24 protein-coding genes and 1 riboswitch are annotated in these 24,017 nt (G+C 72.6%); of the genes, 15 read left to right on the plus strand and 9 right to left on the minus strand.

What is annotated here, in order from left to right:
• Positions 1–256: 256 nt before the first annotated feature.
• The 3 genes from ACZ7HT_RS00720 (at position 257) to ACZ7HT_RS00730 (ending at position 3,288) form a co-directional block, all read left to right on the plus strand.
• On the plus strand, positions 257–1,177 hold the full coding sequence (locus ACZ7HT_RS00720) for an N-acetylmuramoyl-L-alanine amidase (protein ID WP_471158299.1): 921 nt from the start codon (positions 257–259) through the stop codon (positions 1,175–1,177).
• Between the two features lie 107 nt (positions 1,178–1,284).
• Entirely contained in the window at positions 1,285–2,160 is an 876-nt protein-coding gene (locus ACZ7HT_RS00725; protein ID WP_471158301.1) for a hypothetical protein, read from the plus strand.
• Between the two features lie 117 nt (positions 2,161–2,277).
• The gene (locus ACZ7HT_RS00730; protein WP_471158303.1) at positions 2,278–3,288 is read left to right on the plus strand and encodes an LLM class F420-dependent oxidoreductase; all 1,011 of its coding nucleotides are present in this window, start codon (positions 2,278–2,280) and stop codon (positions 3,286–3,288) included.
• On the opposite strand, the gene ACZ7HT_RS00735 is transcribed toward ACZ7HT_RS00730, so the two are convergent.
• On the minus strand, positions 3,285–3,833 hold the full coding sequence (locus ACZ7HT_RS00735; RefSeq protein ID WP_471158305.1) for a hypothetical protein: 549 nt from the start codon (positions 3,831–3,833) through the stop codon (positions 3,285–3,287). The genes ACZ7HT_RS00730 and ACZ7HT_RS00735 overlap by 4 nt on opposite strands.
• A 239-nt stretch (positions 3,834–4,072) precedes the next feature.
• Between ACZ7HT_RS00735 and ACZ7HT_RS00740 the strand changes: the two genes are divergently transcribed.
• From ACZ7HT_RS00740 to ACZ7HT_RS00755, 4 genes are all read left to right on the plus strand, one after another.
• Positions 4,073–4,927 carry a helix-turn-helix domain-containing protein gene (locus tag ACZ7HT_RS00740; protein ID WP_471158307.1) on the plus strand — a complete coding sequence of 285 codons (855 nt, stop codon included), beginning with the start codon at positions 4,073–4,075 and terminating at the stop codon, positions 4,925–4,927.
• A 113-nt stretch (positions 4,928–5,040) separates the two neighbouring features.
• Positions 5,041–5,475 (plus strand): hypothetical protein, encoded by a 435-nt coding sequence (locus ACZ7HT_RS00745; RefSeq protein ID WP_471158309.1) that lies wholly within the window; start codon positions 5,041–5,043, stop codon positions 5,473–5,475.
• Between the two features lie 86 nt (positions 5,476–5,561).
• On the plus strand, positions 5,562–6,032 hold the full coding sequence (locus ACZ7HT_RS00750) for a hypothetical protein (protein WP_471158311.1): 471 nt from the start codon (positions 5,562–5,564) through the stop codon (positions 6,030–6,032).
• On the plus strand, positions 6,032–6,940 hold the full coding sequence (locus ACZ7HT_RS00755; protein WP_471158313.1) for a hypothetical protein: 909 nt from the start codon (positions 6,032–6,034) through the stop codon (positions 6,938–6,940). Before ACZ7HT_RS00750 ends, ACZ7HT_RS00755 begins: the two co-directional genes overlap by 1 nt.
• Here the strand turns inward: ACZ7HT_RS00755 and ACZ7HT_RS00760 are convergent.
• The 4 genes from ACZ7HT_RS00760 to ACZ7HT_RS00775 form a co-directional block, all read right to left on the minus strand.
• Positions 6,906–7,742 carry a helix-turn-helix domain-containing protein gene (locus ACZ7HT_RS00760; protein WP_471158315.1) on the minus strand — a complete coding sequence of 279 codons (837 nt, stop codon included), beginning with the start codon at positions 7,740–7,742 and terminating at the stop codon, positions 6,906–6,908. The two genes, ACZ7HT_RS00755 and ACZ7HT_RS00760, sit on opposite strands and share 35 nt — an antisense overlap.
• 133 nt (positions 7,743–7,875) lie before the next feature.
• Positions 7,876–8,964 (minus strand): prenyltransferase, encoded by a 1,089-nt coding sequence (locus ACZ7HT_RS00765; RefSeq protein WP_471158317.1) that lies wholly within the window; start codon positions 8,962–8,964, stop codon positions 7,876–7,878.
• On the minus strand, positions 8,961–9,722 hold the full coding sequence (locus ACZ7HT_RS00770) for a class I SAM-dependent methyltransferase (RefSeq protein WP_471158319.1): 762 nt from the start codon (positions 9,720–9,722) through the stop codon (positions 8,961–8,963). The genes ACZ7HT_RS00765 and ACZ7HT_RS00770 overlap by 4 nt, the downstream gene beginning before the upstream one ends.
• Before the next feature lie 136 nt (positions 9,723–9,858).
• Complete coding sequence (locus tag ACZ7HT_RS00775) at positions 9,859–11,178, minus strand: glycosyltransferase family 4 protein (protein ID WP_471158321.1); 1,320 nt, start codon at positions 11,176–11,178, stop codon at positions 9,859–9,861.
• A gap of 217 nt (positions 11,179–11,395) precedes the next feature.
• Here ACZ7HT_RS00775 and ACZ7HT_RS00780 point away from each other — a divergent pair, with 217 nt between their 5' ends.
• Positions 11,396–12,028, plus strand: a complete 633-nt coding sequence (locus ACZ7HT_RS00780) for a TetR family transcriptional regulator (protein WP_471158323.1) — start codon at positions 11,396–11,398, stop codon at positions 12,026–12,028.
• Positions 12,029–12,288: 260 nt separating this feature from the next.
• On the opposite strand, the gene ACZ7HT_RS00785 is transcribed toward ACZ7HT_RS00780, so the two are convergent.
• The 3 genes from ACZ7HT_RS00785 to ACZ7HT_RS00795 all read right to left on the minus strand — a co-directional run bounded on the left by ACZ7HT_RS00785 (position 12,289) and on the right by ACZ7HT_RS00795 (position 14,631).
• A complete protein-coding gene (locus ACZ7HT_RS00785) occupies positions 12,289–12,837 on the minus strand; it encodes a hypothetical protein (RefSeq protein WP_471158325.1) in 549 nt (182 codons plus the stop codon).
• Positions 12,838–12,937: 100 nt separating this feature from the next.
• Positions 12,938–13,171 carry a ferredoxin gene (locus ACZ7HT_RS00790; protein WP_189802039.1) on the minus strand — a complete coding sequence of 78 codons (234 nt, stop codon included), beginning with the start codon at positions 13,169–13,171 and terminating at the stop codon, positions 12,938–12,940.
• On the minus strand, positions 13,171–14,631 hold the full coding sequence (locus tag ACZ7HT_RS00795) for an aldehyde dehydrogenase (protein WP_471158328.1): 1,461 nt from the start codon (positions 14,629–14,631) through the stop codon (positions 13,171–13,173). Before ACZ7HT_RS00795 ends, ACZ7HT_RS00790 begins: the two co-directional genes overlap by 1 nt.
• Before the next feature lie 355 nt (positions 14,632–14,986).
• On the opposite strand from ACZ7HT_RS00795, the gene ACZ7HT_RS00800 reads away from it, so the two are divergent.
• Positions 14,987–15,859: a hypothetical protein gene (locus ACZ7HT_RS00800; RefSeq protein ID WP_471158329.1), complete on the plus strand. Its 873-nt coding sequence runs from the start codon at positions 14,987–14,989 to the stop codon at positions 15,857–15,859.
• Positions 15,860–15,949: 90 nt separating this feature from the next.
• Here the strand turns inward: ACZ7HT_RS00800 and ACZ7HT_RS00805 are convergent, their stop codons facing one another.
• Positions 15,950–16,402: a hypothetical protein gene (locus ACZ7HT_RS00805; RefSeq protein ID WP_471158331.1), complete on the minus strand. Its 453-nt coding sequence runs from the start codon at positions 16,400–16,402 to the stop codon at positions 15,950–15,952.
• Between the two features lie 219 nt (positions 16,403–16,621).
• Between ACZ7HT_RS00805 and ACZ7HT_RS00810 the strand changes: the two genes are divergently transcribed.
• The 6 genes from ACZ7HT_RS00810 (at position 16,622) to ACZ7HT_RS00835 (ending at position 23,783) form a co-directional block, all read left to right on the plus strand.
• The gene (locus tag ACZ7HT_RS00810; protein WP_471158333.1) at positions 16,622–17,698 is read left to right on the plus strand and encodes an MBL fold metallo-hydrolase; all 1,077 of its coding nucleotides are present in this window, start codon (positions 16,622–16,624) and stop codon (positions 17,696–17,698) included.
• A 212-nt stretch (positions 17,699–17,910) separates the two neighbouring features.
• Positions 17,911–17,987: riboswitch (cobalamin riboswitch) on the plus strand.
• Between the two features lie 94 nt (positions 17,988–18,081).
• The gene (locus ACZ7HT_RS00815) at positions 18,082–19,326 is read left to right on the plus strand and encodes a prenyltransferase/squalene oxidase repeat-containing protein (RefSeq protein WP_471158335.1); all 1,245 of its coding nucleotides are present in this window, start codon (positions 18,082–18,084) and stop codon (positions 19,324–19,326) included.
• Positions 19,323–20,000 carry an SCO2322 family protein gene (locus ACZ7HT_RS00820; protein ID WP_471158337.1) on the plus strand — a complete coding sequence of 226 codons (678 nt, stop codon included), beginning with the start codon at positions 19,323–19,325 and terminating at the stop codon, positions 19,998–20,000. Before ACZ7HT_RS00815 ends, ACZ7HT_RS00820 begins: the two co-directional genes overlap by 4 nt.
• Complete coding sequence (locus ACZ7HT_RS00825; protein ID WP_471158339.1) at positions 19,997–21,127, plus strand: energy-coupling factor transporter transmembrane component T family protein; 1,131 nt, start codon at positions 19,997–19,999, stop codon at positions 21,125–21,127. Before ACZ7HT_RS00820 ends, ACZ7HT_RS00825 begins: the two co-directional genes overlap by 4 nt.
• On the plus strand, positions 21,124–22,824 hold the full coding sequence (locus ACZ7HT_RS00830) for an ABC transporter ATP-binding protein (protein ID WP_471158341.1): 1,701 nt from the start codon (positions 21,124–21,126) through the stop codon (positions 22,822–22,824). Before ACZ7HT_RS00825 ends, ACZ7HT_RS00830 begins: the two co-directional genes overlap by 4 nt.
• Before the next feature lie 62 nt (positions 22,825–22,886).
• Complete coding sequence (locus tag ACZ7HT_RS00835) at positions 22,887–23,783, plus strand: ECF transporter S component (protein WP_471159016.1); 897 nt, start codon at positions 22,887–22,889, stop codon at positions 23,781–23,783.
• Positions 23,784–24,017: the final 234 nt, after the last annotated feature.

A 24,017-nucleotide genomic window follows, 5' to 3' on the forward strand; every position in this document is an offset into this window, starting at 1 on the left:
GGGCCCGGCGCCCCGCTCCCCTTCTCCAAGCCCCCGTCCCCCGGCGGCCTGTCGTTCGGTTCGGGACGTGCGTCGTTCGGTTCTTCCCCCACCACGGTTCCCCCTCGTGGTCCTTGCGCGGTGACTCCCCACCGCCGCCCTACTCCCCTACCCTTCACGCCCCGCCCACACGCGTCCACCGTTTCCGCGCCGCCGGTGACGAACCTGCGACGAACCCCTGCGGCATTTCGCCCCGCCCAGGGCCTAAAGTCGCGGGGTGCCGTACGACCACCGGAACACCGCCCGCCGTACCCTCGCCCTCGCCCTCGCCGCCGCGGGCTGCTGCGCCGCGCTCGCCGGGTGCGCGGCCTCACAGGCCTCGCCGCCGCCCAGCGGGAAGGCCCAGGGAGCCCAAGGAACCCGGGCGCCCGAGAGCGAGAGCGGAGCCCAGTCGCGGCCGCCGTTCGCCTCGCCCTCCGTCGCCCCCCTCCCCACCCGCTCGCCGGTCGCCGCCCAGGCAGGCCGCTCGCTCGCCGGGAAGACCGTCGTCATCGACCCCGGCCACAACTCCGGCAATTTCAGCCATTCCACTGAAATCAACCAAAAGGTCAATATCGGGACGACCCGCAAGGAGTGCGACACCACCGGCACCTCCACCAACGCCGGTTACACCGAGGCCTCCTTCACCCTCGACGTCTCCCGCCGGCTGCGGGACCTCCTCACCGCGCGCGGCGCCAAGGTGGTCTTCACCCATGACGGCGACCGCCCCTGGGGGCCCTGCATCGACGAGCGGGCCCGGATCGGGAACGCGGCGCACGCCGACGCCGTCGTCTCCGTCCACGGGGACGGTTCGGCCGCGGGCAACCGCGGCTTCCATGTGATCCTTCCCGCAAAGGTGCGCGCGGGCGCCGCCGACACCGCGGAGATCGTCGCCCCGTCCCGTACCCTCGGCGAGGGAATCGTGAAGACCTTCGCGCGCGCCACCGGCACCTCGCCCGCCAACTACATCGGCGACGGTACGGGGTTGGACGTCCGGGACGACCTCGGCGGGCTCAACCTCTCGACCGTCCCCAAGGTCTTCGTCGAGTGCGGCAACATGCGTGACCCGAAGGACGCACAGCTGTTCACGTCGTCGACGTGGCGGCAGAAGGCGGCCCAGGGGCTTGCGGACGGCATCGCCACCTACCTCAAGGGGTAGTACCGACGGGCGATAGATTCGCTCCGTACGATGGGGCCGCCCCCCGTGTCATGAACCTGAGCGCCACCCCCGATGCGACGACCGACGAACCGACGAAGGACTCTTACGTGAATATCCGCTCCCTCACCCGAGGCGATGGCGTGCTGATCGGTGCAGCGGTGGTGCTGTTCATCGCCTCGTTCCTCGACATCTCCGGCTGCGACGCCAGTGCCGACATCTGCTCCAAGGTTCCCACCGTGAACTCGTGGGAGGTCTCGTACCTCGGCTGGGGCTCCTTCTTCGTCGGCATCGCCGGCGCCGCCCTCGTCGTCGTCTCCCGCTCCCTGCCGGAGCCGCGCAAGGTGGTCGGCCTGGAGCTCGGTCAGGTCGGTGCCGCGTTCAGCATCGCGTCCGCCTGGACCCTGCTCATGTGGATCTTCGAGTCGAACAACGCCGGCGCCGGCCTGATCCTCGGCCTCATCGCCGCCCTCGCCGTGGCCGGTGCGGCCGTCGCCGGTCCGCTGGTCCCCGCCCTCAGGGCCCCGCTCGTCGCCGCGCCGAAGCCGCAGGCCCCGTCGCCGTACGGCATGCAGCACGGCCAGCCGGGCCAGCCGGGCCAGCCGGGCGTCCCCGGCGGCTACGGCTACCCGGGTGCCCAGCAGCAGCCGTTCGACCCCTCGCAGGGCGCGGGCCAGCCGTTCGGCGCGCAGGCCGCCGCCCCGCAGCCGCAGGCCGTGCACCAGCCCGAGCCGCAGGCGGCCGCCCCGGCGCCGCAGGCGGCCGCCCCGGCGCCGCAGCCGGCCGGGGACTTCACGCCGTTCTGGTTCGCGGTCCCGGTCGCCCGTCCGCTGTACGCGGAGGACGGCTCGCAGGCGCCGATCGCCGAGCTGGCCCCGGGTACCTGGTACCTCGCGGTCGAGCAGCGCGGTCCGGCCCTGGTGGCCCAGACGCAGGACGGCCGCCGCGGCGTCCTCCAGGACACCACGGGCATCCAGCGCGGCTGACACCCGCGGCACCACCCCGTACACGGCCCCCCGCCCGGAATCCCTTCCGGGCGGGGGGCCGTTGCCGTACAGTCCCGGCAACACGTATCTGACGAAGCGTCAGAAAGGATGCGGGGCATGCGACTCGGACTCGCCCTCGGCTACTGGGGCCGCGGCCCCTCCCCCGCCCACCTCGACCTCGCCCGCGAGGCCGAGCGGCTCGGCTACGACTCCGTGTGGACCGCCGAGGCCTGGGGCTCCGACGCCTTCACCGCGCTGACCTGGATCGCCGCGCACACCAGCCGCATCCGGCTCGGCACCGCCGTCGCGCAGATGGCCGCCCGCGCGCCCACCACCACCGCGATGCACGCGCTCACCCTCGACCACCTCTCCGGCGGGCGCGTGCTGCTCGGGCTCGGCCTGTCCGGGCCGCAGGTCGTCGAGGGCTGGTACGGGCGCCCCTTCCCCCGCTCCCCGCTGACCGCGACCCGCGAGTACGTGGACGTGGTCCGCCAGGTGCTGCGCCGCGAGGCCCCCGTACACCTCGACGGACGCCACCACTCCCACCCGTACACCGGCCCCGACGGCACCGGCCTCGGCAAGGCCCTCAAGCCGATCACGCACCCGCTGCGCGCGGACGTCCCCGTCCTGCTCGGCGCCGAGGGCCCCAAGAACATCGCGCAGACCCTCGCCATCGCCGACGGCTGGCTGCCCCTCTACTGGACGCCCGACCGCTGGGCGGAGGTGTACGCCCTGCCCGACACCCTCCCGGAAGGCTTCCTGGTCGCCCCCATGGTCCGGGCCCGGCTCTGTGAGGACGTGGCGGCCGGGCTCCTCCCCGTCAAGGCGATGCTCGGCTTCTACATCGGCGGCATGGGGCACGCGGCGCGGAACTTCCACGCCGACCTGATGGGACGCATGGGGTACGAGAAGGAGGCCCGCCGCATCCAGGAGCTGTTCGCGGCCGGGCGGTGCGAGGAGGCCGTGCTCGCCGTACCGGACGCCTTCGCGGACGAGATCTCGCTCGTCGGCCCCCGGAAGCGGATCGCGGAGCGCCTGGAGAAATGGCGGCGGGGCCCGGTGACGGACCTGCTGGTCACGGCACCGGACCCCGCCACACTCCGGCTGCTCGCGAAGCTCAGCTCCTAGCTTCCACCGCTCAGCTGGGACGTACTGGGCACCTGGTCCACGACCTCGGCGCCGGCGCTCTTGCCCGCGTCCTTCACGCTGTTGATGACGTTCTCGAAGGCGCCGACGTCCGCGTCGCCCACCTCGCCCTTGCGGAGCTTCGTCCCCAGGCCCTTCAGCGACTCGATGCCCGCGGTGAGCGGCGCGACGGCCTTCGAGAGCAGCGGGTCGCCCTTGGCGTTGTTCAGCGCCGCCTTGAGCCTGTTGTACGTGAACGCGCCCGCGAGGCCCGCCTTCACCAGGGCGAAGGTCCGCCCGTCCGCGCCCTTCTTGAACGTGCCCGCGCGGTACGGCTTCACGATCCACTGGTACGTGGCGCCCGCGGCCAGACCGGCGTTGGCCACGAACCGCGTCTTCGCCAGCTTCTGCTGCTCGAAGCTCGCCGAGGCCGACGGGGTCGCGGCGCCGCCGGTGCTCTTCGTGTCGTCGTTGCACGCGGCGGTGGTCAGGAGCAGGGTGCAGGAGAGCAGCAGCGCCACGACTCCACGCGAAACACCTCTGGGCACGACGGGACCTCCCTGACGACGGTCCCGCCAGCCTCACCCGGGCCCGGAACGTCCGCCACCGGTGCGGCTCCGTACGGGTTCCGCCATCCCCATCCCTCGACATCTCCGCAGGTCAAAGCCGGGGGACGTCCCTCCGTATCCCTGGGACACCGTCACCCCTGGCACCGCCCCCAGGCCCTCCGGACAGTGGATCTCCGGCCCGGGACGGATCCGGGCGCGGGAGGTCAGAGGAGTCGATGGTGAGACGCCGCGTGTGTACGGGGGGCGGCAGGTGCCAGTGGTACTACGGGAGGCCGGACGCCCGGCTGGGGCCGGGCATCGGCACCTACCGGGGGTTCCGCTCGACGGCGGGCGTACCGCAGGAGCGGCTCGTGGTGCCGAGCGGGCGGGTGTCGCTGCTCATCGGTTTCGGCAGCGAGATGCGGCTCGGCCGGACGGGTCGCGGCGAGGCGGGGGCCGCGGTGCCCTCCCACACGTCGGTCGTGTCCGGTCTGCACACCCGGGCCAGGGTGCTGGGGCACCAGGGAGACCTGCACGGGGTGGAGCTCTCCCTCGCCCCCTGGGCGGCGTACCGGCTCTTCGGCACCTCCCTGGGGGAGCTCGCGGACACCGTCACGGACCCGGCGGACGTCCTGGGCGGCCGGGTCCGTGAGCTCGGCGTGGCCCTGGAGGCGGCCCCGGGGTGGCGGGAGCGGTTCGCCCTGCTCGACGAGGCCCTGCTGCGCTGGACGACCGGGGCCGTGCCGTCCCGTGAGCCGTCCCCCGCCGTCCTGGAGGCGTGGCGGCTCCTCGGCCGTACGGCCGGTTCGCTGCCGATCGGCGAGCTGGCCGCCAGGACGGGCTGGGGCGTGCGGCACCTGGAGAACCGCTTCCGCGAACAGATCGGCCTCACCCCGAAGCGCCTGGCCCGCGTCCTGCGGCTGAACCGTGCGATCCGGCTGCTGGCCACGGGTGGCACGGCCGCCGACGTCGCCGTCGCCTGCGGGTTCTACGACCAGGCCCACCTGAGCCGCGACTTCACGGCGATGACGGGAATGCCGCCGGGCCGCTTCCTGGCGGCCAGGAGGGGGACGAGCGCGTGGCTGGCCGGTTGAACGGGCGACTGCGAGCGGTGCGTTTTTGTCCAATACGAGGCCGCGCGGCGGGTGTCAGCCTGTCTGCGCGCGCGACCCGCCGGGTCGCCCACGGCAGGAAGGTGGATCAGATCATGAGCAGCACCGCTGGGTTCCGCAAGCGGGCCGCGGCCGTCCTCGGCGCGACGGCGCTCCTCGTCGCAGGTGGCGTCGCCACGGCGGCCCCGTCCTGGGCAGGGGCCTACTGCGACCCGGGCTACCACTGCGTCTTCTACTCCGGCATGGGGCCCGACGCCTTCCGGAAGTCGTTCTTCAACAGCGACGCCGACTTCACCAATGACGTCTTCGAGGGCACCAACACCCACATCAACGACAACACCATGTCAGCCAGCAACTCCAGCAACAGCGGCTACGAGAGCCACTACTTCAAGGACATCAACTACAAGGGCGGACTGCTCTTCTGCGTCAACCCCGGCAGCCAGGTCAGCTGGGAACAGTTGGCCGACTGGCAGAAGAACCAGGCCAGCTCCCTGCAGCTCAAGCCCACGACCACCACCCCCTGCTTCTGACCCGCGACCGGCACGACTCGGGGCCCGGCGACACGGGGGTGCGCCGGGCCCCGTCCCCCTCCACCCATCCGAAAGGCAGCCCACAGATGACCAGGACCAACCGGAACACCGGACTCGGCAAGCGGATCGCCTCCGTGGCCGGCGCGACCGCACTGCTCGTGGGCGGCGCCGTCGCGACCGCGGGGCCCGCGGCCGCGGGGCCCAACTGCGCGTCCGGGTACCACTGCGCCTTCATCAGCTCCATCGAGAACAACGTCAAGCACTCGTACTTCAGCAGCGACGCCGACTTCACCGACGACACGTTCGTCGGCGCCCCGGCCGACGTGAAGGTGAACGACTACGTCCAGGCGGCCAGCAACTCCAGCAACAGCGGCTACGAGAGCCACTACTACTACGACATCAACTACGGTGGCGGGCTGGTGTTCTGCGTGAACCCCGGCAGCTCGGTCGACCTCTGGTCGCTGACGGACGACGGCTACGACGGCAACGGCAGGGGCCAGCGCAACGAGGCCAGCTCGCTGCGGGTCCGCTCGACGACCACCATCCCCTGCTTCTGATGCGCAACACGCTCGCCCTCGTGCTCGGCCTGACCGTCGGCGCGGCCACGCTCTCCGGGTGCGGCGCGGCACCGGAACCGGACCACCGGACCACCGTCGCCACCCGGATCGGCACGGCCGAGCTGCACCGGCGGCCTCCGGCCACCGCGCTCCTGTACACGCCGAACACCCGCAGCTTCGAGGCGCAGCGACAGTACGCCATCGCCTGCATGGCGAAGCGGGGGTACCGGTACGCGCCCGTCGCCGGGGCGGCGGGCGAGGCCGGCGACCAGCTGCCGCAGCCGTTCGGCCTGGAGTCGGCGACGCCGGCCCCGGAGGCCGCCCCGCCGGTGACGGAGGCGCCCCCGAAGCCGGGCAGCCCGGAGAGCACCGAGGCGTACGCGCGGGCACTGTTCGGTGACCAGAACAAGCGCGTCACCGCCAAGGGCATCCGTATGAGCGTGTCCCGGCCGGGCGAAGGCTGTCTCGCCGAGGCCGAGACACGCGTGCTCGGCGACGGCCGGATGCGGTGGCTCCAGGTGCGGATCATGCTCTTCGAGGCGCAGGAGCAGGCACGGCAGGACGTGGAGAAGGACCCTTCGTTCCAGGCCGCGACGGTGCGGTGGCGGGCCTGCATGGACCGGGCCGGGTTCACCGGGCCGGATCCCGCACGACTCCTCGGGTCGGTGCGCACCGCCGAGGCCCGCGCGGCCAGTCCCGCCCTGAAGGCGGATCTGCGCTGCAAGGACGAGACGGGCTACCTCGACACCGCCTACACCCGGCTCGCCGCCGTCCAGCAGCGGTGGCTGGACCGGAATCCCGCCGTCGCCAGGGACTGGAAGTCCCTGACCGCCCGCCAGGAGCGGGAGTCGCGCGAGGTGCTCGCGGCGCTCCCTACGGCTGCTGCGCCTTCTCCTCACTCGGAATGAAGCGGCCGGTGCAGCTGCGCGGTCCGTTCTTCGGGAGGGCCGCGCAGACCCAGACCGAGCCGTCGTCGGGCGCCGCGATCAGCGGCGTGTAGACATCCCGGTCGTAGTGCACGACATCGGCCTGCGCGGCACCGTCGGAGTTGTTGACCACGACGGTGGCACCGACCTGGGCGAAGGAGATCCGCCCCCAGGCGGCCTTGCAGGCCCGGCTGTAACGGAGCTCGATGACGAGGTCCTTGGGGATGGAGCCGGTGCGTACGGTGACGGCGTCGGCGCCGCAGTTCATCTTCTTCGGGTCACGGCCCTCGCAGCCGGTGAGGGTGCAGCCGGTGGCCGGTCCCGCGACCTTGACGACGGGCTGGGGACGAGGGGCGGCCGGCGGTTCGCCGGAGCCGGAGAGAGCGGCGTAGGAGATCACGCCCGCCACCAGGAGGACGGCGAGCACGACCGACGCCCACAGGACCCGGCCCCGCCGGAACGCCGCCGCCCGGGACTCCGCTCCGCCCTTGGGCTCCACCTCGGCGCCGGCCTCGGCTTCCGCTCCGGCCCCCGGCTCAGGCGCCGCGCGCCGGGCGTCCTCCTCGGCCCAGAGCGCGAGCAGCGGAGCCGGATCGGTCCCGCAGAGCCGGGCGAGACGCTCCACGGCGTCGCGCGGCGGGAACTGCTTGCCGTTGACCCAGCGTTCCCACGACGACTTGGCATAGTGGGTCTTCTCGCTGAGCTGGACGAAACTCGATCCCGACGCCTTCTTCAACGCGAGCAGCTCGCTCGCCAGGTCCTTGACCGACCCCGCACGGTCCATCTGTGACCGATTCTCCCTGATATGCATGTCCATGCCAGCCACGAACGTGCATATCCTAGAGCGCTGGAAGCGGTGCTCCACACAGCGAATTTGCGTGCGTCAAGCACATATCAGGCCAGGATCGGCCGTGCGGTCAGGCGCAGCAGTCGGGCTCCAGGCCCGCGGGAAGGCGCTCGCCGCCGAAGACGGCGACGGTCGCCTCCTCGCCGCCGAGGGCCGCGACCGCGAGGAGGAGCGAGCCCGCGGTCCAGGCGGTCTGCTCCTCGGGCCACACGGCCTTGTCGGCCTCCGTGGCGCCCTCGAAGACGTACCCCGTCCAGTACATGCCGTTCCCGGCGCGCAGGTGCTGGATGTCCTGGAGGATCGTCAGGGCCCGGTCGGACTCCCCCATCACCCAGAGGGCGAGGGCGAGCTCGCAGCTCTCGCCGCCGGTGACCCACGGGTTCGGGACGACGCAGCGCACCCCGAGGCCGGGGACGACGAACCGGTCCCAGTCGGCGTCGATGCGGGCCAGCGCGTCGGCCCCGGAGACCGCGCCGCCGAGGACCGGGTAGTACCAGTCCATCGAGTAGCGGGACTTGTCGAGGAAGCGCTCGGGGTGCCGGCGGATCGCGTGGCCGAGGGCCCCGGCGGCCAGCTCCCAGTCGGGCTGCGCCTCCTCGCGGACCTCGGCGACGGCGAGGGCGCAGCGCAGCGCCTGGTGGATCGAGGAGCTGCCGGTGAGCAGCGCGTCGCCCACCGGGGTGCCGTCGGGCTCGCGCTTCCAGCCGATCTGGCCGCCGGGCCGCTGGAGCCCGAGGACGAACTCGACGGCCGCGTAGACGACGGGCCACATCCGGTCGAGGAAGGCGTCGTCGCCGGTGGACAGGTAGTGGTGCCAGACGCCGACCGCGATGTACGCGACGAAGTTGGACTCGCGGCTCCGGTCGGTGACCTGCTCGGGGTCGCCGTCGTGGTAGGCCGCGTACCAGGAGCCGTCGCCGTTCTGGTGGCGGGCGAGCCACGCGTAGGCGCGGGCGGCGGCGGCGTGCTCGCCGGCCGCGTCGAGTGCCATCGCGGCCTCGATGTGGTCCCACGGGTCCAGGTGGTGGCCGCGGAACCAGGGGATGGCGCCGTCCTCGCGCTGCACCGCGAGTATCCCGGCCACGGTCTCGGCGGCCTGCTCGGCGGTGAGCACCCCGGGCAGGACGAGGTGCTCCGCGATCCGCTCGGGAGACGTCACTTGGCGGCGTCCACGGTGTCGGCCTTCGGGAGGCCGGCCTCCGGGAGGTGGGGCTTGGTCGCGTACGCCACGAAGCTCTTGCCGACGACCGGGTTGAGCAGCTGCTCGGTGACCCGGGTCAGGGCGGGCTTCTTCATGATGTCCCAGACCAGGAGCTTGTGGTACGCGCGGACCGGCAGCGCCTTGTCGTTGTCGACGCCGAAGGCGCACTTCAGCCACCAGTACGGCGAGTGCAGGGCGTGCGCGTGGTGCGTGCCGTACGGCTTGAGGCCGGCCTGCCGGATCTTCCCGAGCAGCTCGTCGGCCTTGTAGATGCGGATGTGGCCGCCCTCGACCTCGTGGTACGCGTCGGAGAGCGCCCAGCAGACCTTCTCGGGGCCGTACCGGGGCACGGTGATCGCGATCCGGCCGCCCGGCTTGAGGACGCGGACCATCTCGGCGAGCACACCCTTGTCGTCGGGGATGTGCTCCATGACCTCGGAGATGATGACGACGTCGAAGGACTCGTCGGGGAACGGCAGGTTGAGGGCGTCGCCCTCCATCGCGGTCGCCGTCGCGCCGGCGGGGGCCTCCCCGGCCTCCTTCATGGCGGCGAACCACTTGGCGACCTCGCGGATCTCCTCGCCGTTCTGGTCGAGGGCCACGACCTGGGCACCGCGCCGGTAGCACTCGAAGGCATGCCGCCCCGCACCACAGCCCAGATCGAGCACACGATCGCCGGGAGCGAGCGGGAAGCGAGTGAAGTCGACGGTCAGCACGAGGACGGCCTGCTTTCGGGGTTGGAAACTGGTTGTGGGCAGATGCCGCCGCCGTGTTGTGGGCAGGCGTTCCGCAGGGCGGAACGGGTGGGCACAACACGACCACCGGGCCGCACCCGGCATACAAGGCTGAGCGTCACCGGCGGACCCCGGCGCCCTGCCGGGCCACGGCCTCGCGGTACAGCTCGGCCGTCCCCTGCGCGGCCCGCGCCCAGGTGAAGTTGGCCAGGACCCGCTCACGGCCCGCGGCGCCGAGCCGCGCCCGCAGCTCGGAGTCGCCGAGGACCCGCCCCAGGGCGGACGCGAGCGCGCCCGCGTCACCCGTCGGCACCGCGAGGCAGGTCTCTCCGTCGGGCCCCGCGACCTCCGGGATGGCGCCGCCCGTCGTGGCGACCAGCGGCGTCCCCGTCGCCATGCCCTCGGCGGCGGGCAGCGAGAACCCCTCGTACAGCGACGGCACGCACGCGACCTGCGCGGACCGGTAGAGGTCGACGAGCTCGGCGTCGCTGATGCCCTTGACGAACTCGACGGCGCCGGCGAGCCCGTACCGCTCGATGGCCTGGGCGACCGGCCCGTCCTCGGCGCGCTTGCCGACGACGACGAGGTGCGCCTCGGGGTTCTCGGTGCGGAGCTTGGCGAGCGCCTCGATCAGGAAGACCAGGCCCTTGAGCGGGACGTCGGCGCTGGACGTGGTGACGATCCGCCCGGGGACCTCGGCGACGGACGGGTCCGGGGACCAGAGGTCGGTGTCGGCGCCGATGTGGACGACCTTGATGCGGTCCTCGCGCACGCCCAGGTGCTCGACGATCTCGTGGCGGGAGGTGCCGGAGACGGTGAGCACGGACGGCAGCCTGCGGGCGACCTTCTTCTGCATGCCGGTGAAGGCGTACCAGCGGCGGACGGAGGCGCGGCGCTTCCAGCCGTCGGCGGCGTCGAGTTCGAGCTGCCGGTCGACGGTGATGGGGTGGTGGATCGTGGTGACGAGCGGCGCGCCGATCGCGCGCGGGCCGCCGAGGAGTCCGTACCCGAGGGTCTGGTTGTCGTGGACGACGTCGAAGTCGCCGCGGCGGGCGGCGAGCATGCGCCGGGCCCGCAGGGAGAAGGTGAGCGGCTCGGGGAAGCCGCCGGTCCACATGGTGGCGACCTCGAGGGCGTCGATCCAGTCCCGGTACTCCTCGCGCTTCGGGGTCCGGAACGGGTCCGGCGAGCGGTAGAGGTCGAGGCTGGCTATCTCGGTGAGGGGCACTCCCCCGTCGAGCGTCGGGTACGGCTGGGAGCCGATGACCTCGACGGTGTGCCCGAGGCGGGCGAGCTCGCGGGACAGGTGCCGGACGTAGACGCCCTGGCCCCCGCAGAACGGGTTCCCCTTGTACGTGAGGAGAGCGATCCGCAACGGACCGTCACCGGCGGCGGTGACGCCCTGGCGGGGGCTTGCCTCTATGGCCTCAGCGGTCATGCGGGACCCCCTTCGAGCGTACGTTTCGCCGGAGCGTAACCGTTCGCGCTAATCTAGAACAAGTTACAGACTTGAGCGTTCTTGATCCTTCAAGGAGCACAGAATCTACCGGCAGGTAGCTCCGTCGCGAGAGCCGGAACAGGTGATTCGCGCCACGGCGGGCGTGCCGCCATACTGTCGCTCCCCACCGCACGGAAGACGCACGGAACGGGACCACATGACCGCAGTCGACAGAGCGGACCACAGAGCAGCGTCACCGCCCCTCACGGAACGCCAGGAGGCGCGGCGCCGCCGCATCCTGAACGCCAGCGCCCAGCTCGCCGCCAGGGGCGGCTTCGACGCCGTGCAGATGCGTGAGGTCGCCGAGGCGGCCGGGGTCGCCCTCGGCACCCTCTACCGGTACTTCCCCTCCAAGATCCACCTGCTGGTGGCGACCATGCAGGACCAGCTCCAGCACATGCACACCACGCTGCGGAAGCGGCCGCCCGCCGGCGCGGACCCGGCGCAGCGGGTCGCGGAGACGCTGATGCGCGCCTTCCGCGCGCTCCAGCGGGAGCCGCAGCTCGCCGACGCGATGGTGCGGGCGCTGACCTTCGCGGACCGCAGCGTGAGCCCCGAGGTCGACACGGTCTCCCGGCTGACGACGGCGATCATCCTGGACGCGATGGGGGCGGAGCACCCGACCCCGGGCCAGCTCTCGGCGGTCCGGGTGATCGAGCACACCTGGCACTCGGCGCTGATCACCTGGCTGTCCGGACGCGCCTCGATCGCACAGGTGAAGATCGACATCGAGACGGTCTGCCGCCTGATCGACCTGACGGCGCGGGAGGCGTCGGAGGCGCCGCACTGAGGCGCCGGGGCCAGGCGTCGCACCGAGGCGCCGGAGGCGCCGCACCGAGGCGCCGGGGCCAGGCGTCGTACCGAGGCGCCGGAGGCGCCGCACCGAAGCGCCGGGGCCAGGCGTCGTACCGAGGCGCCGGAGGCGCCGCTCTCAGGCCATGGAATCCCTGTTCAGCCGTCACGCCTGAATCCCGCGTCGACACGCATGGCCGGCCACTCCGCGCCCGGCGGCAGGTTCGTTCGCCTGCCGCGGGCGCGGGCGGTGCGGGGTCAGGAGCCCGGCTGCGCCTTGGCGTTGCTCTTGGCGAGGACCGCCGCGCACTCCGGGCTGCTGTCGACGGCCACGAACATCACCAGCTTCAGCGGGCCCGCCGAGTGGTTGCTGGCCTGGAGCTTCCAGCTGCTCTTCGACAGCGACTTGATCACCGAGCCGCCCGCCCCGGAGCTCCGCTCCTCGGTCCAGCCGGTCCCGGTCAGGGTCGCGACCGTGGCCCCGTACGACTTGGCCGGGTCGGCGGCCTTCTCGGCGTCGGCCGTCCAGCTGACCATGCAGTCCTTGGCCTCGGCCGGGATCTGCTCGCCGGAGGAGTCCTGCGTGAAGCCGGCCTCCGTCGCCGCGTCCGTCAACTCCTTGGTGACCGCGGCCGCGTCCAGCTTGTCGCTCGAACCACCCGCACCGGCACCGCCCGTGGCGGCCGAACCGGCCGAGGAGGAACCGGCCGAGGACGAACCGCCCTTGTCGGCACCGCCCTCGCTGCCACAGCCCGCGACCAGCAGAACAACACCGGCGGCCGCGGCCACCATCTTCGCCTTGCGCACAACACTCCCAAATCAGCGCACACGAAGGCCTCTTGCCCCCGTACCAAGGGGCACAGTTTTGCACAAGGGAACGACAGTGCTCCCCCTGGACCACTCCCCGTCACTCCTCCGGCGGGAACACGGGCTCGCCTCCGTCCGCCAGGGTGATCAGGATCGCCTCCACCGGGCAGCCCTCCGCCGCCGCGAGGAGGCGTTCGCCGGCGTCCGCCTCCGGCTCCACCGGGTGGGACTGGCGGGCCGTGTCGAGGCGGAAGCCGCCGGGGGCGTGGTTGACGCACATGCCGGAGCCGATGCAGACGCTCCGGTCGACCTCGACGTGCCAGCGGTCGCCCATCACGCGTCCCCGTATCCGGTCGGCAGGTGGATCATCTTGTGCTCCAGGTACTCGCCGAAGCCCTCGGGGCCGAACTCCCGCCCCACACCGGAGTTCTTGTAGCCGCCGAAGGGGCCGAGCATGTCGAGGCTGAAGGTGTTGACGTTGAAGGTGCCGGTGCGGACCCGGCGGGCGAAGTCGATGCCGTGCTCCACGTCACCGGTCCAGACGCTGCCGGACAGGCCGAAGTCGGAGTCGTTCGCGATCCGCAGGGCCTCGGCCTCGTCCCCGTACGGCAGGAGGCAGATGACCGGGCCGAAGATCTCCTCGCGGGCGATCCGCATGGAGTTGTCGACGTCGCCGAAGAGGGTCGGCTCGACGTACCAGCCGCGGTCGAGGCCCTCCGGGCGGCCGCCGCCGGTGAGGAGCTTCGCGCCCTCCGCCTGGCCGATCCCGATGTAGTCGAGGGAGCGCTGCTGCTGGCGCCGGGCGACGAGCGGGCCGACCTGGGTGGCGGGGTCGAGCGGGTCGCCGACGACGAGCGCGCCGGCCGCCGTCGCGAAGGCCTCGGCGATCTCCTCGTGCCGCGCGCGGGGCGCGAGGATCCGGGTCTGGGCCACGCACGCCTGCCCGTTGTTCATCCAGGCGGCCGGGACGATCCCGGCGACGGCGGTCTCCAGGTCGGCGTCCGGCAGGATCACGGCCGCGGACTTGCCGCCGAGTTCGAGGGTGACGCGGGTGAGGTTGCGGGAGGCGACCTCCATGACCCGCTTGCCGGCGGCGACCGAGCCGGTGAAGGACACCTTGTCGACACCGGGGTGCCCGACGAGGTACTCGCTGACCTCGCGGTCGGCGGGCAGGATCGACAGGACTCCCTCCGGGAGCCCGGCCTCCGCCGCGATCTCGCCGAGGATGTACGAGTCGAGGGGCGACTCCGGCGAGGGCTTGAGGACCACCGTGCAGCCGGCGAGCAGCGCGGGCCCCAGCTTGGCGGCGGCGGTGAACTGCGGCACGTTCCAGGGGACGACGGCCGCGACGACACCGACCGGCTCGCGCCGCACGAGCAGCGGTCCGAGGACGCCGCCGCGCCGCTCCTCGTACGGGAAGTCCCGGGCGACGGTGATCGCCGCGTCCCAGACCATCATCGCGCCGAGCGCCTGGGCGAGGACGGACCAGGAGTACGGGGAACCGTTCTGCGCGCTGATGCAGCGGCCGATCTCCTCGTACCGGACGGCGATCGCGTCCTTGATGCGGGTGACGACGGCGATCCGCTCCTCGACCGTCATCCGCGGCCAGGGCCCTTCGTCGAAGGCCCGGCGGGCGACGGCGACGGCCCGGTCGACATCGACCTCGGAGGCGTGCGGGACACGGCCGATGACCTGCTCGGTGTGCGGGGAGATCACCTCGATGACCGCTCGGCCGTGCGGGTCGGTCAACTCCCCGCCGATGAACAGCTTTCCGTGCTCCACAAGCTCGGTCATGACCGCTGCCTCCCGAGGAGAGGGGATTGCCCCTGAGTTCCCGACGATGTCGCTTGCGATGTTCCCGACGGCGTTCCTGACGGTGTTTCAGAACTGATACCAGTTCTAGTTGCACTTGGCCATACCCGGCCCGCCGAACGGAATGGGCATGACAACACCCGGTGCTAGCATCAGCCGGCTTGATCATCCGACAGGCCAGCCCAACCGATGTCAGGACATGAGAGCAATACGTACGCGCAGGCCGCTGTGGGCGGCTGGTGTGATGTTGATGGCCGCCGCGTCGATCGGCGGATGCAGCTCGGCGAACCCGGGCAGCGCCCCGACGGGGACTCCCTCCGCGCCGGGACGAGCCACGATGCCCGAACCGCCGATTCCGCCCCTCGTCGAAGAGACCGCGGGTGACGAGTCCCGGCCCGTCGACTTCAAGGGCGGCGGCGCGGTCGTCCGGCCCGACGGCTCGGTCACGCTGCCGCTGGACGCCTACGTATCGGCGGACGACGAAACCACCGTCGTCCTCGCCGAGAACGTCCTCGCGAGTAGATGCATGCGCAGCAAGGGGCTGGAGATCCCCCGCCCCCTCCTGATGACCCGCGGCCCGCAGGCCCCCCCTCCTTACCTGCTCTACGGCCTGATCGACATGGAGAACGCCAAGACCTACGGATACCGCGAGCCCTTCCCGTCGACGCCACCCGCCAAGAAGTCCCCCTCGGTGCGGGAGACCATCGACCCGGCAGCGGAGCGGGCCTACTTCGGCGATCCGAAGGAACGCAACGACGGATGCGAGGGCAAGGCGCGCACCGAGCTCGGCGGCCAGGACCCGAAGACCATGTTCATCCTGATCCAGGAGCTCAAGTCCGCATCCCTGGCCTCCACCTATCGCGACAGCCGGGTCAAGGCCGCCATCGCCAGGTGGAGCGCCTGCATGAGCGAATCCGGCTACGAGTACGCCCACCCGCTGGCACCCGGACGCGACAAGACCCTCCTCGGCCGCGGCCTCCCCGTCCCTCCGGGCGCGACCCTGCCCCCGCCCTCACCGGCCGAGATCAAGGCCGCCGTCACCGACATCACGTGCAAACGCCGCACTCGCCTCCTCCAGACCGCGACACTGGTCTCCGCCGCCTACGAACGGCAGCTCATGGACCGGCGAGCCGACGAGCTGGAGCAGGCCGAGCGCACCCAGAAGCAGAAGGTGGCGGCCGCCGAGAAGATCCTCGCCTCCGGCGGCTGAACACCCGCCGCGGCACCCGCGGCGGCGACGCCGCTTTCGGCAGAACGCGAAAGGCACCCGCCGAGTCCTTCGGCGGGCGCCTTCCCCCTGCTACTTCCAGCGCTGGTTGAGGTTGTTCCAGTCCGTCTCGTTGGCGTAGATGCCGCCGTTTCCGTCATCGTCGAGGACGTAGCCGGTCTGCCGGTTCACCAGCTTCCAACCCGTGCCGGTCGGGATCTCGTACCACCGCTGCCACCAGTTCGTGTTGTCGCGGTACTGCCAGCAGTGCTCGGTGTACACCTGCCGGTAGTACCCCGTCAGGCACGTACCCGTGTTGTCCATGTTGATCGTGCCGCTGGTCATGTTCCAGCTGGTGTCGCTGTTCTCGATCTCCCACCACTGGTACTCCCACGCCGTTCCCGGCTGGCCCCCCTTGACCTGGCCGGAGTTCTGCGAGATGCCGAAGATCAGCCAGTTGCTCGTCTTCTTGTTCTGCCAGGTCACCCAGCCGTCCGCGGATGCCGAGCCGGCCATCCCCAGGACCAGCGCGGGCACGACCGTCACGGCAACCAGAACTCTTCTGGCGAAACTGTTCACTTGAAGCCTTTCCATGCGGCCTACCTGGCCGGATCCATGATCAAACAGGCAGACGCTACCACCCACTAGATCATGGCCATGCCAAATTGCACGGGCCTGCGTCCACCTGTTCCGGCAGGTGGAAGTCTCCGCCTCACGAGCTACTCTGACGGGTAGTCAGTTTCGGACGCAGAGACGAGGACGCTCATGACCCAGGTGACCGAGCACGGCGGTGGCGTCTGGTCCCTGCGGGTGCCCATCCCGGACAATCCGCTGGGCCACACCCTGGTCCACGTCCTCGACACCGACCGCGGCCCGGTCCTCGTCGACACCGGCTGGGACGACCCGGCCTCCTGGGACGAACTCACCGGCGGGCTCGACGCGCTGGGTCTGTCCGTACGGGAGATCCACGGCGTCGTCATCACCCACCACCACCCCGACCACCACGGGCTCTCCGGCCGGGTCCGGGAGGAGTCCGGCGCGTGGATCGCCATGCACGCCGCCGACGCGGCCGTCGTCCGACGCACCCGCGCGTCCGAACCCGGCACCTGGTTCGACTACCTCGCCCGCAAGCTCACAGCCGTCGGCGCCCCCGAGGACCACATCGCCCCGCTCCGCGCCGCCCGCGCCGCCGGCCGCATGCTGACCCTGCCCGGCCTCCGCTCGGCCCTCCCCGACCGCGAGATCGTCCCCGGCGAACTCCTCGACCTCGCCGGACGCCGGCTGCGCGCCATCTGGACCCCCGGCCACACCCCCGGACACGTCTGCCTCCACCTGGAGGAGGAGCACCCCTCCGGGCTGCCCGGTCACGGCCGGCTCTTCTCCGGCGACCACCTGCTGCCCGGGATCTCCCCGCACATCGGCCTGTACGAGGACCCCGACGACTCCCCCAAGCTCTCGACCTCGTTCGAGCAGGGGGGATCCCCATCCGAGACCGACCCCCTCGGGGACTACCTCGACTCGCTCGAACGGATCGGCCGCCTCGGCGTCGCCGAGGTCCTCCCCGCCCACCAGCACGCCTTCACCGACGCCGCCGGCCGCGTCCGCGAACTCCTCGACCACCACGAGGAACGCCTCACCGGCCTCCTCGCTCTCCTCGCCACCCCGCTCACGCCCTGGCAGCTCGCCGAGCGCATGGAGTGGAACCGCCCCTGGGAGCAGATCCCGTACGGCTCCCGCAACATCGCCGTCAGCGAGGCCGAGGCCCACGTCCGCCGCCTGGTGAAGCTCGGACGTGCGGAAGCGGTGCCGGGCACGGACCCCGTCACGTACGTCACCGTGTGAGGCTTCAGGCCTTCGCCGGGCGGACGGCGGTGACGGCGATGACGGCGATGGCGGCGATGGGAGGTGTACCTGTTGTCGTGGCGGCGTCAGCACGGCACAGCGGTCCATGACCCGGCGGCCTTCTCCCCCACCCGCTGTGAGACCCCTCGCACCCCCGGAACGGCGGGGATACGGGCCGGTAGAGTGGGCCCGTCGTCATCATGCCCGTACGGGGGGAAGCCGGTGCGAAACCGGCGCTGACCTTGCAACCGTGAGCCGTCTCTCCCGAGACCGGCGAGTCGGAATGCCCCGCCCGGGACGTGACCGCCGGCACCGTCGAGGAATACGGAGCCGGAGCCTGGTGCCCCGAGGCGTGCCGGTTTCCGGCCGCAGGAGAGGGCCCCATGAACACCGTCCGCCGCGGCGCCGCCGCGCTCGCCGCCGTCGCAGTCGTGCTCGGCACCGGAGCGGCCTTCCCGGCCGCCGCCGCGCCGTCACCGACCCCCTCGACCGTCACCCTCCCGGCCGGCCTGTACGGCACGAAGGACCCGACGTACGACGGTGTCTGGCGTCAGTCGCTCGCCTTCCTCGCCCAGCGCGGCACCGGCTTCCAGCCCGCCGACCGGGCCGTGAGCTGGCTCCTGGGCCAGCAGTGCGAGGACGGCTCGTTCGCCTCGTACCGCGCGGACGTGTCGAAGCCCTGTGACGCGAAGACGATGCGGGACACCAACGCCACCGCCGTCGCCGTCCAGGCGCTCCGCGCCGTGCGCGGCCAGGCCGCCGCCCCGAGCGCGATCGACAAGGCCGTCAAGACCGGTTCGGACTGGCTGCGGACCGTGCAGAACAGGGACGGCGGCTGGGGCTACGGCGTCGGCGGCGCGAGCGACGCCAACTCCACCTCGGTCGTGGTCGGCGCGCTCGCCGCGATCGGCGTGCGGCCGGGTTCGTTCACCTCCGCCGAGGGCCGCAGCCCGTACGACGCGCTCCTGACGTTCGCCCTGCCGTGCTCGGACAAGGAGGGCGCGGGAGCGTTCGCGTACCAGCCGGACAAGACGGGCAAGCTCCTCGCCAACGCCGACGCCACCGCGGCGGCGACCCTCGCCGGGCTCGGCAAGAGCGTCGTCGCCACCAAGGCCTCCCCCCAGCAGCAGCCGGTCTGCGCCGACCTGTCGAAGCGGACCGTCGAGCGGGCCGCGCTGAACGGCGCCTCCTACCTGTCGAAGGCGCTCGCGAAGACCGGCCACCTCACCCTGCCGCCGATGCCGGGCGCCACCGACACCACCGAGCAGCCCGACTTCGGCAACACCGCCGACGCGGTCGTCGCGCTCGCCGCCGCCGGTGCCACCAAGGAGGCCGAGCCGGCCCTGACGTGGCTGGAGAAGAACGCGGCCGCCTGGGCGAAGGAGGGCGGCCCGGCCGCGTACGCGCAGCTGATCCTGGCGGCCCGCTCGACGGAGACCGACCCGCGCAGGTTCGGCACGGTGGACCTGGTCGAGCAGCTCAACGCCAGCGGCCCCGCGCCGAAGGCCCGGGACACCTCGGCCTCCTCGACCGACGACGAGTCCGGCTTCGACGTCTGGTGGATCATCGGCATCGGCACGCTCCTCGCCGTGGCCATCGGCTTCCTCGTGAGCGGCCGCAAGAAGTGAGCGCGGCGACAAGGGCGGCCGGCGCCGCGGCCGGGGCGCTCCTCACCCTGACCGCGGTCGCGGCGACCCCCGCGCAGGCGGCCGGTTACCGCTACTGGTCGTTCTGGGAGAGCGCCGTCGGGAAGCCGTGGACGTACGCCACGCAGGGCCCGGCGACCGCCCGGCCCGCCGACGGCGACGCCCTCGGTTTCCGGTTCGCGATCAGCAACGGCACGGACGACACGTCCCAGCCCTCCGTCACCCCCGACTTCTCGGGGATCTGCGAGGGAGTGGAGAAGAAGGACGGCACGAAGCGGATCGCGGTCGTCGTCGACTTCGGCGGTCCGCTGGACGCGCCGCCCGGGGAGACCCCGCCGGAGAAGCCGATCAAGGTCGGCTGTGCGCAGGTCCGCGAGGACGCGACGGGCGCGGAGGCGCTGGCCGCGGTGGCGAAGCCGCTGCGGTACGACAGCGCGGCGATGCTGTGCGGGATCGCGGGCTACCCGGCGCGGGGCTGCGGCGAGCAGGTCACGGAGAACGAGCGGGCCGCGGAGAAGCCGTCCGCCGCACCCACCGCTCCGAAGGCGAAGGCGGCCTCCGAAGGCGGCGGCCCGTCCTTCGGCGTGCTCGCCGGCGGGGCGGCCGTCCTGGCCCTCGGCGGGGCGGCGATCTGGAAGGCCCGCCGGCGCCGATGAGTGGCGCGAGTCCGGCCCGTGGCCTCCGTGTCCTGGTGGCCCCCGAGGCGAACCGGGCCAACGCCCTGCACGCGGGCGCGTGGTGGCTGTGGGCGCTCGGCCTGGCCGTCGCCGCCTCCCGGACCACGAACCCGCTGCTGCTCGGGCTGCTCGTCGGGGTGGCCGGTTATGTGGTGGCGGCCCGGCGCACGGAGGCGCCCTGGGCCCGCTCGTACGGCGCGTTCGTGAAGCTCGGCCTGTTCGTGGTGGCGCTGCGGGTGGTGTTCTCGCTGCTCCTCGGCTCCCCCATCCCCGGTACGTACACGCTGTTCACGCTCCCCGAGGTGCCGCTGCCCGACTGGGCGCAAGGGGTACGGATCGGGGGCCGGGTGACGGCCGAGCAGCTGGTGTTCGCGCTGTACGACGGGGCCAAGCTGGCGACCCTGCTGATCTGCGTGGGCGCCGCGAACGCGCTCGCCAACCCGGCGCGGCTGCTGAAGTCGCTGCCGGGCGCGCTGTACGAGGCGGGGGTCGCCGTCGTCGTGGCGATGACGTTCGCGCCGAACATGGTCGCCGACGTGGCCCGGCTGCGGACCGCCCGCCGGCTGCGCGGCCGGCCCACGGGCGGGGTGCGGGCGGTGCTCCAGATCGGCCTGCCGGTCCTGGAGGGGGCCCTGGAGCGGTCGATCGCGGTCGCCGCGTCGATGGACGCGCGCGGGTACGGGCGGACGGCGCGGGTCCCGGCGGCGGTACGGCGCACCACGAACGTCCTGACCCTGGGCGGGCTCCTCGGCGTGTGCGCCGGCTCGTACGGGCTGCTCGCGGCGGAGGGCTCGGGGTACGGGCTTCCGCTGCTCGGCGCGGGGCTCCTCGCCGCGATGGCAGGGCTCCGGCTCGGCGGCCGCAGGACCGTCCGTACCCGCTACCGGCCCGACCGCTGGGGGGCGCGGGCCTGGCTGGTCGCGGGCTCCGGGGTGGCGGTCGCGGTCCTGATGATCTGGGCGAACGCGTACGCCCCTGAGGCGCTGCACCCGGGGGTCGTCCCGCTGACGGCGCCGGAGCTGCCGCTGTGGCCGGCGGTGTCGGTCCTGGTGGGCCTGGTGCCGGCGTTCGTGGCGCCCGTACCCGTATCCAAGGAGAACGTGTGATCCGCTTCGAGAACGTCTCGATGAGGTACGAGGACGACGCCGAGCCGACCCTGCGGAACGTGAACCTCACCGTCCCCGAGGGCGAGCTGGTGCTCCTCGTGGGCCCTTCGGGCGTCGGCAAATCAACCCTCCTGGGCGCGGTCTCGGGCCTCGTCCCCCACTTCACGGGCGGCACGCTGACCGGGCGGGTGACGGTCGACGGCCGCGACACCCGCACGCATCCGCCGCGCGAGCTCGCCGACCTGGTGGGCACGGTGGGGCAGGACCCCTCCGCGCACTTCGTCACCGACACGGTCGAGGACGAGCTCGCGTACGGCATGGAGTCCCTGGGGCTCGCGCCCGGCGTGATGCGCCGCCGGGTCGAGGAGACCCTGGACCTCCTGGGCCTCGCGGAGCTCCGCGACCGCCCGATCGCCACGCTCTCCGGCGGCCAGCGGCAGCGGGTCGCGATCGGCTCCGTCCTGACCCCGCACCCCAAGGTCCTCGTCCTCGACGAACCGACCTCCGCCCTCGACCCCTCGGCGGCGGAGGACGTCCTCGCGGTCCTCCAGCGCCTGGTCCACGACCTCGGCACGACGGTCCTCCTCGCGGAGCACCGTCTGGAGCGGGTCGTCCAGTACGCGGACCAGGTCCTCCTCCTTCCGGAGGGTGTGATGGGCTCCCCCGCCGACATCATGGCGATCTCGCCGGTCCACCCGCCGGTGGTGGCGCTCGGCCGCCTGGCGGGCTGGGATCCGCTGCCGCTGACGGTGCGGGATGCGCGGCGGAGGGCGGGGGGCCTGAAGGAGCGGCTGGAGGGACGGGAAATCCAGCCCGTCCGGCGTTTGAGGACACGGCCGGAGGCCGTACGGGATCCGGGGCGGAGCCCCGGTTTCGGGAAGGGGAGCAGTGGGGGCTTCTCCCTCTTCCGACGGCGCCGCACCCAGGTCACCGCCCCCGAACCCGCCACCCCCCTGGTCCTCACCGAGCGTCTCGCCGTCCGCCGCGCCCGCGTAGAGGCCCTCCGCCGCATCGACCTCCAGGTCGAAGCCGGCGAGACCGTCGCCCTCATGGGCCGCAACGGCGCCGGCAAGTCCACCCTGCTCTCCACCCTCGTCGGCATGATCGAGCCGACCGGCGGCACGGTCCGGGTCGCGGGCCGGGCCCCGCACGCCACCGACCCCCGCGAGCTGATCCGCCAGGTCGGCCTGGTGCCGCAGGAGCCGAGGGACCTGCTGTACGCGGAGACCGTCGCCGCCGAGTGCGCGGCGGCCGACGCGGACGCGGGCGCGGCGGCGGGGACCTGCCGGGCCCTGGTGGAGGAGCTGCTGCCGGGGGTCGCGGACGACACGCACCCCCGCGACCTGTCCGAGGGCCAGCGGCTGGCGCTCGCGCTGGCCGTGGTGCTTGCGGGCCGCCCGCCGCTGCTCCTGCTCGACGAGCCGACGCGCGGCCTGGACTACGCGGCGAAGGCCCGGCTCGTGGCCCACCTGAGGACCCTCGCGGCGGACGGGCACGCGATCGTGCTCGCGACGCACGACGTGGAGCTGGCGGCGGAGCTGGCGCACCGTGTGGTGATCGTCGCGGACGGCGAGGTGGTCGCGGACGGCCCGACGGCCGAGGTGGTGGTGTCCTCGCCGGCGTTCTCGCCGCAGGTGGCGAAGATCCTGGCGCCGCAGCCGTGGCTCACGGTCGAACAGGTGGAGGCGGCCCTGTGAAGACGGCACGTCCCATCCGGCGTCGAACAGGTGGGGACGGCGCTGCGAAGACGGCACGCCCCATCCGGCGTCGAACAGGTGGAGGCGGCGCTGTGAAGACGGCACGCCCCATCCGGCTCGGCCCGCGCTCGGTGGCCGCACTCCTCCTCGTCTCCCTCGTCGGTCTGATCGGGATCGGCTGGCCGCTCTTCGCCGACGGGTCGGCGGCGGTCACGAACCACGCGGCGGACGCCCCCTGGCTCTTCGCCCTGCTCCTCCCCCTCCTCATCGCGGTCGTCGTGGCGACGATCGCGGACTGCGGGATGGACGCGAAGGCGGTGGCGATGCTGGGCGTGCTCGCCGCGGTGGGCGCGGCGCTGCGGCCGCTGGGGGCGGGGACGGCCGGTCTGGAGCCGATGTTCTTCCTGATGGTGCTGAGCGGCCGGGTCCTCGGGCCGGGCTTCGGCTTCGTCCTGGGCGCGGTGACGATGTTCGCGTCGGCGCTGCTCACGGGCGGTGTGGGGCCGTGGATGCCGACGCAGATGCTGGCGATGGGCTGGTTCGCGATGGGCGCGGGGCTGCTGCCGGGCCCGGACAGGCTGAGGGGGCGGGCCGAGCTGCTGATGCTGTCCGCGTACGGATGCGTCGCGGCGTTCGCGTACGGCACGGTCACCAACCTCTACGGCTGGGTGACGGTCGGCGGCATCGGCCAGGCGATCTCCTTCGTGCCCGGGGATCCGGTGCAGGAGAACCTGGTCCGTTTCGTGGCGTACGTGCTCGCCACCTCCCTCGGCTGGGACCTGGGCCGTGCCGCTCTGACCGTCGTCCTGACGCTCACGGTCGGCGGCACGCTCCTGAGGGCGCTGCGGCGGGCCACGCGGCGGGCGAACTTCGAGGCCCAGGTCACATTCGAGGCCCCGGAAGAGGCCTCCCCGGGTGAGGCGCCCCACAGGACGTACATCACGTACGAACCGAAATAGTAGAGGGCCAGACCTCCCCAAATCACCCCACAATCGCCCATGACCTGCGGAAACGTCGTCAACCCGCCCACCCTTCCCGACCCCCCGGGTCCGAACCTTCCTCGTACTGGGGGTCCTTGCCCAGCCGTTCCGGCCCTGCTTCTCTGGTGGACGTCGCCAGGCAGCCGGTGCTCAGGACATCTCGTCCGAGAGCGCCACGGCAGGCCGGTTCCCCCAGCTCCCGGGTCTCCCGGG

The sequence above is a fragment of the Streptomyces sp. NPDC037410 genome, assembly GCF_055602235.1.

Coding starts and splice junctions, on each gene's coding strand:
- ACZ7HT_RS00730 (WP_471158303.1), top strand. CDS start 2,278: ATGCGACTCGGACTCGCCCTCGGCTACTGGGGCCGCGGCCCCTCCCCC.
- ACZ7HT_RS00745 (WP_471158309.1), top strand. CDS start 5,041: ATGAGCAGCACCGCTGGGTTCCGCAAGCGGGCCGCGGCCGTCCTCGGC.
- ACZ7HT_RS00750 (WP_471158311.1), top strand. CDS start 5,562: ATGACCAGGACCAACCGGAACACCGGACTCGGCAAGCGGATCGCCTCC.
- ACZ7HT_RS00755 (WP_471158313.1), top strand. CDS start 6,032: ATGCGCAACACGCTCGCCCTCGTGCTCGGCCTGACCGTCGGCGCGGCC.
- ACZ7HT_RS00760 (WP_471158315.1), bottom strand. CDS start 7,742: ATGGACCGTGCGGGGTCGGTCAAGGACCTGGCGAGCGAGCTGCTCGCG.
- ACZ7HT_RS00775 (WP_471158321.1), bottom strand. CDS start 11,178: ATGACCGCTGAGGCCATAGAGGCAAGCCCCCGCCAGGGCGTCACCGCC.
- ACZ7HT_RS00780 (WP_471158323.1), top strand. CDS start 11,396: ATGACCGCAGTCGACAGAGCGGACCACAGAGCAGCGTCACCGCCCCTC.
- ACZ7HT_RS00790 (WP_189802039.1), bottom strand. CDS start 13,171: ATGGGCGACCGCTGGCACGTCGAGGTCGACCGGAGCGTCTGCATCGGC.
- ACZ7HT_RS00795 (WP_471158328.1), bottom strand. CDS start 14,631: ATGACCGAGCTTGTGGAGCACGGAAAGCTGTTCATCGGCGGGGAGTTG.
- ACZ7HT_RS00800 (WP_471158329.1), top strand. CDS start 14,987: ATGCCCGAACCGCCGATTCCGCCCCTCGTCGAAGAGACCGCGGGTGAC.
- ACZ7HT_RS00810 (WP_471158333.1), top strand. CDS start 16,622: ATGACCCAGGTGACCGAGCACGGCGGTGGCGTCTGGTCCCTGCGGGTG.
- ACZ7HT_RS00815 (WP_471158335.1), top strand. CDS start 18,082: ATGAACACCGTCCGCCGCGGCGCCGCCGCGCTCGCCGCCGTCGCAGTC.
- ACZ7HT_RS00825 (WP_471158339.1), top strand. CDS start 19,997: ATGAGTGGCGCGAGTCCGGCCCGTGGCCTCCGTGTCCTGGTGGCCCCC.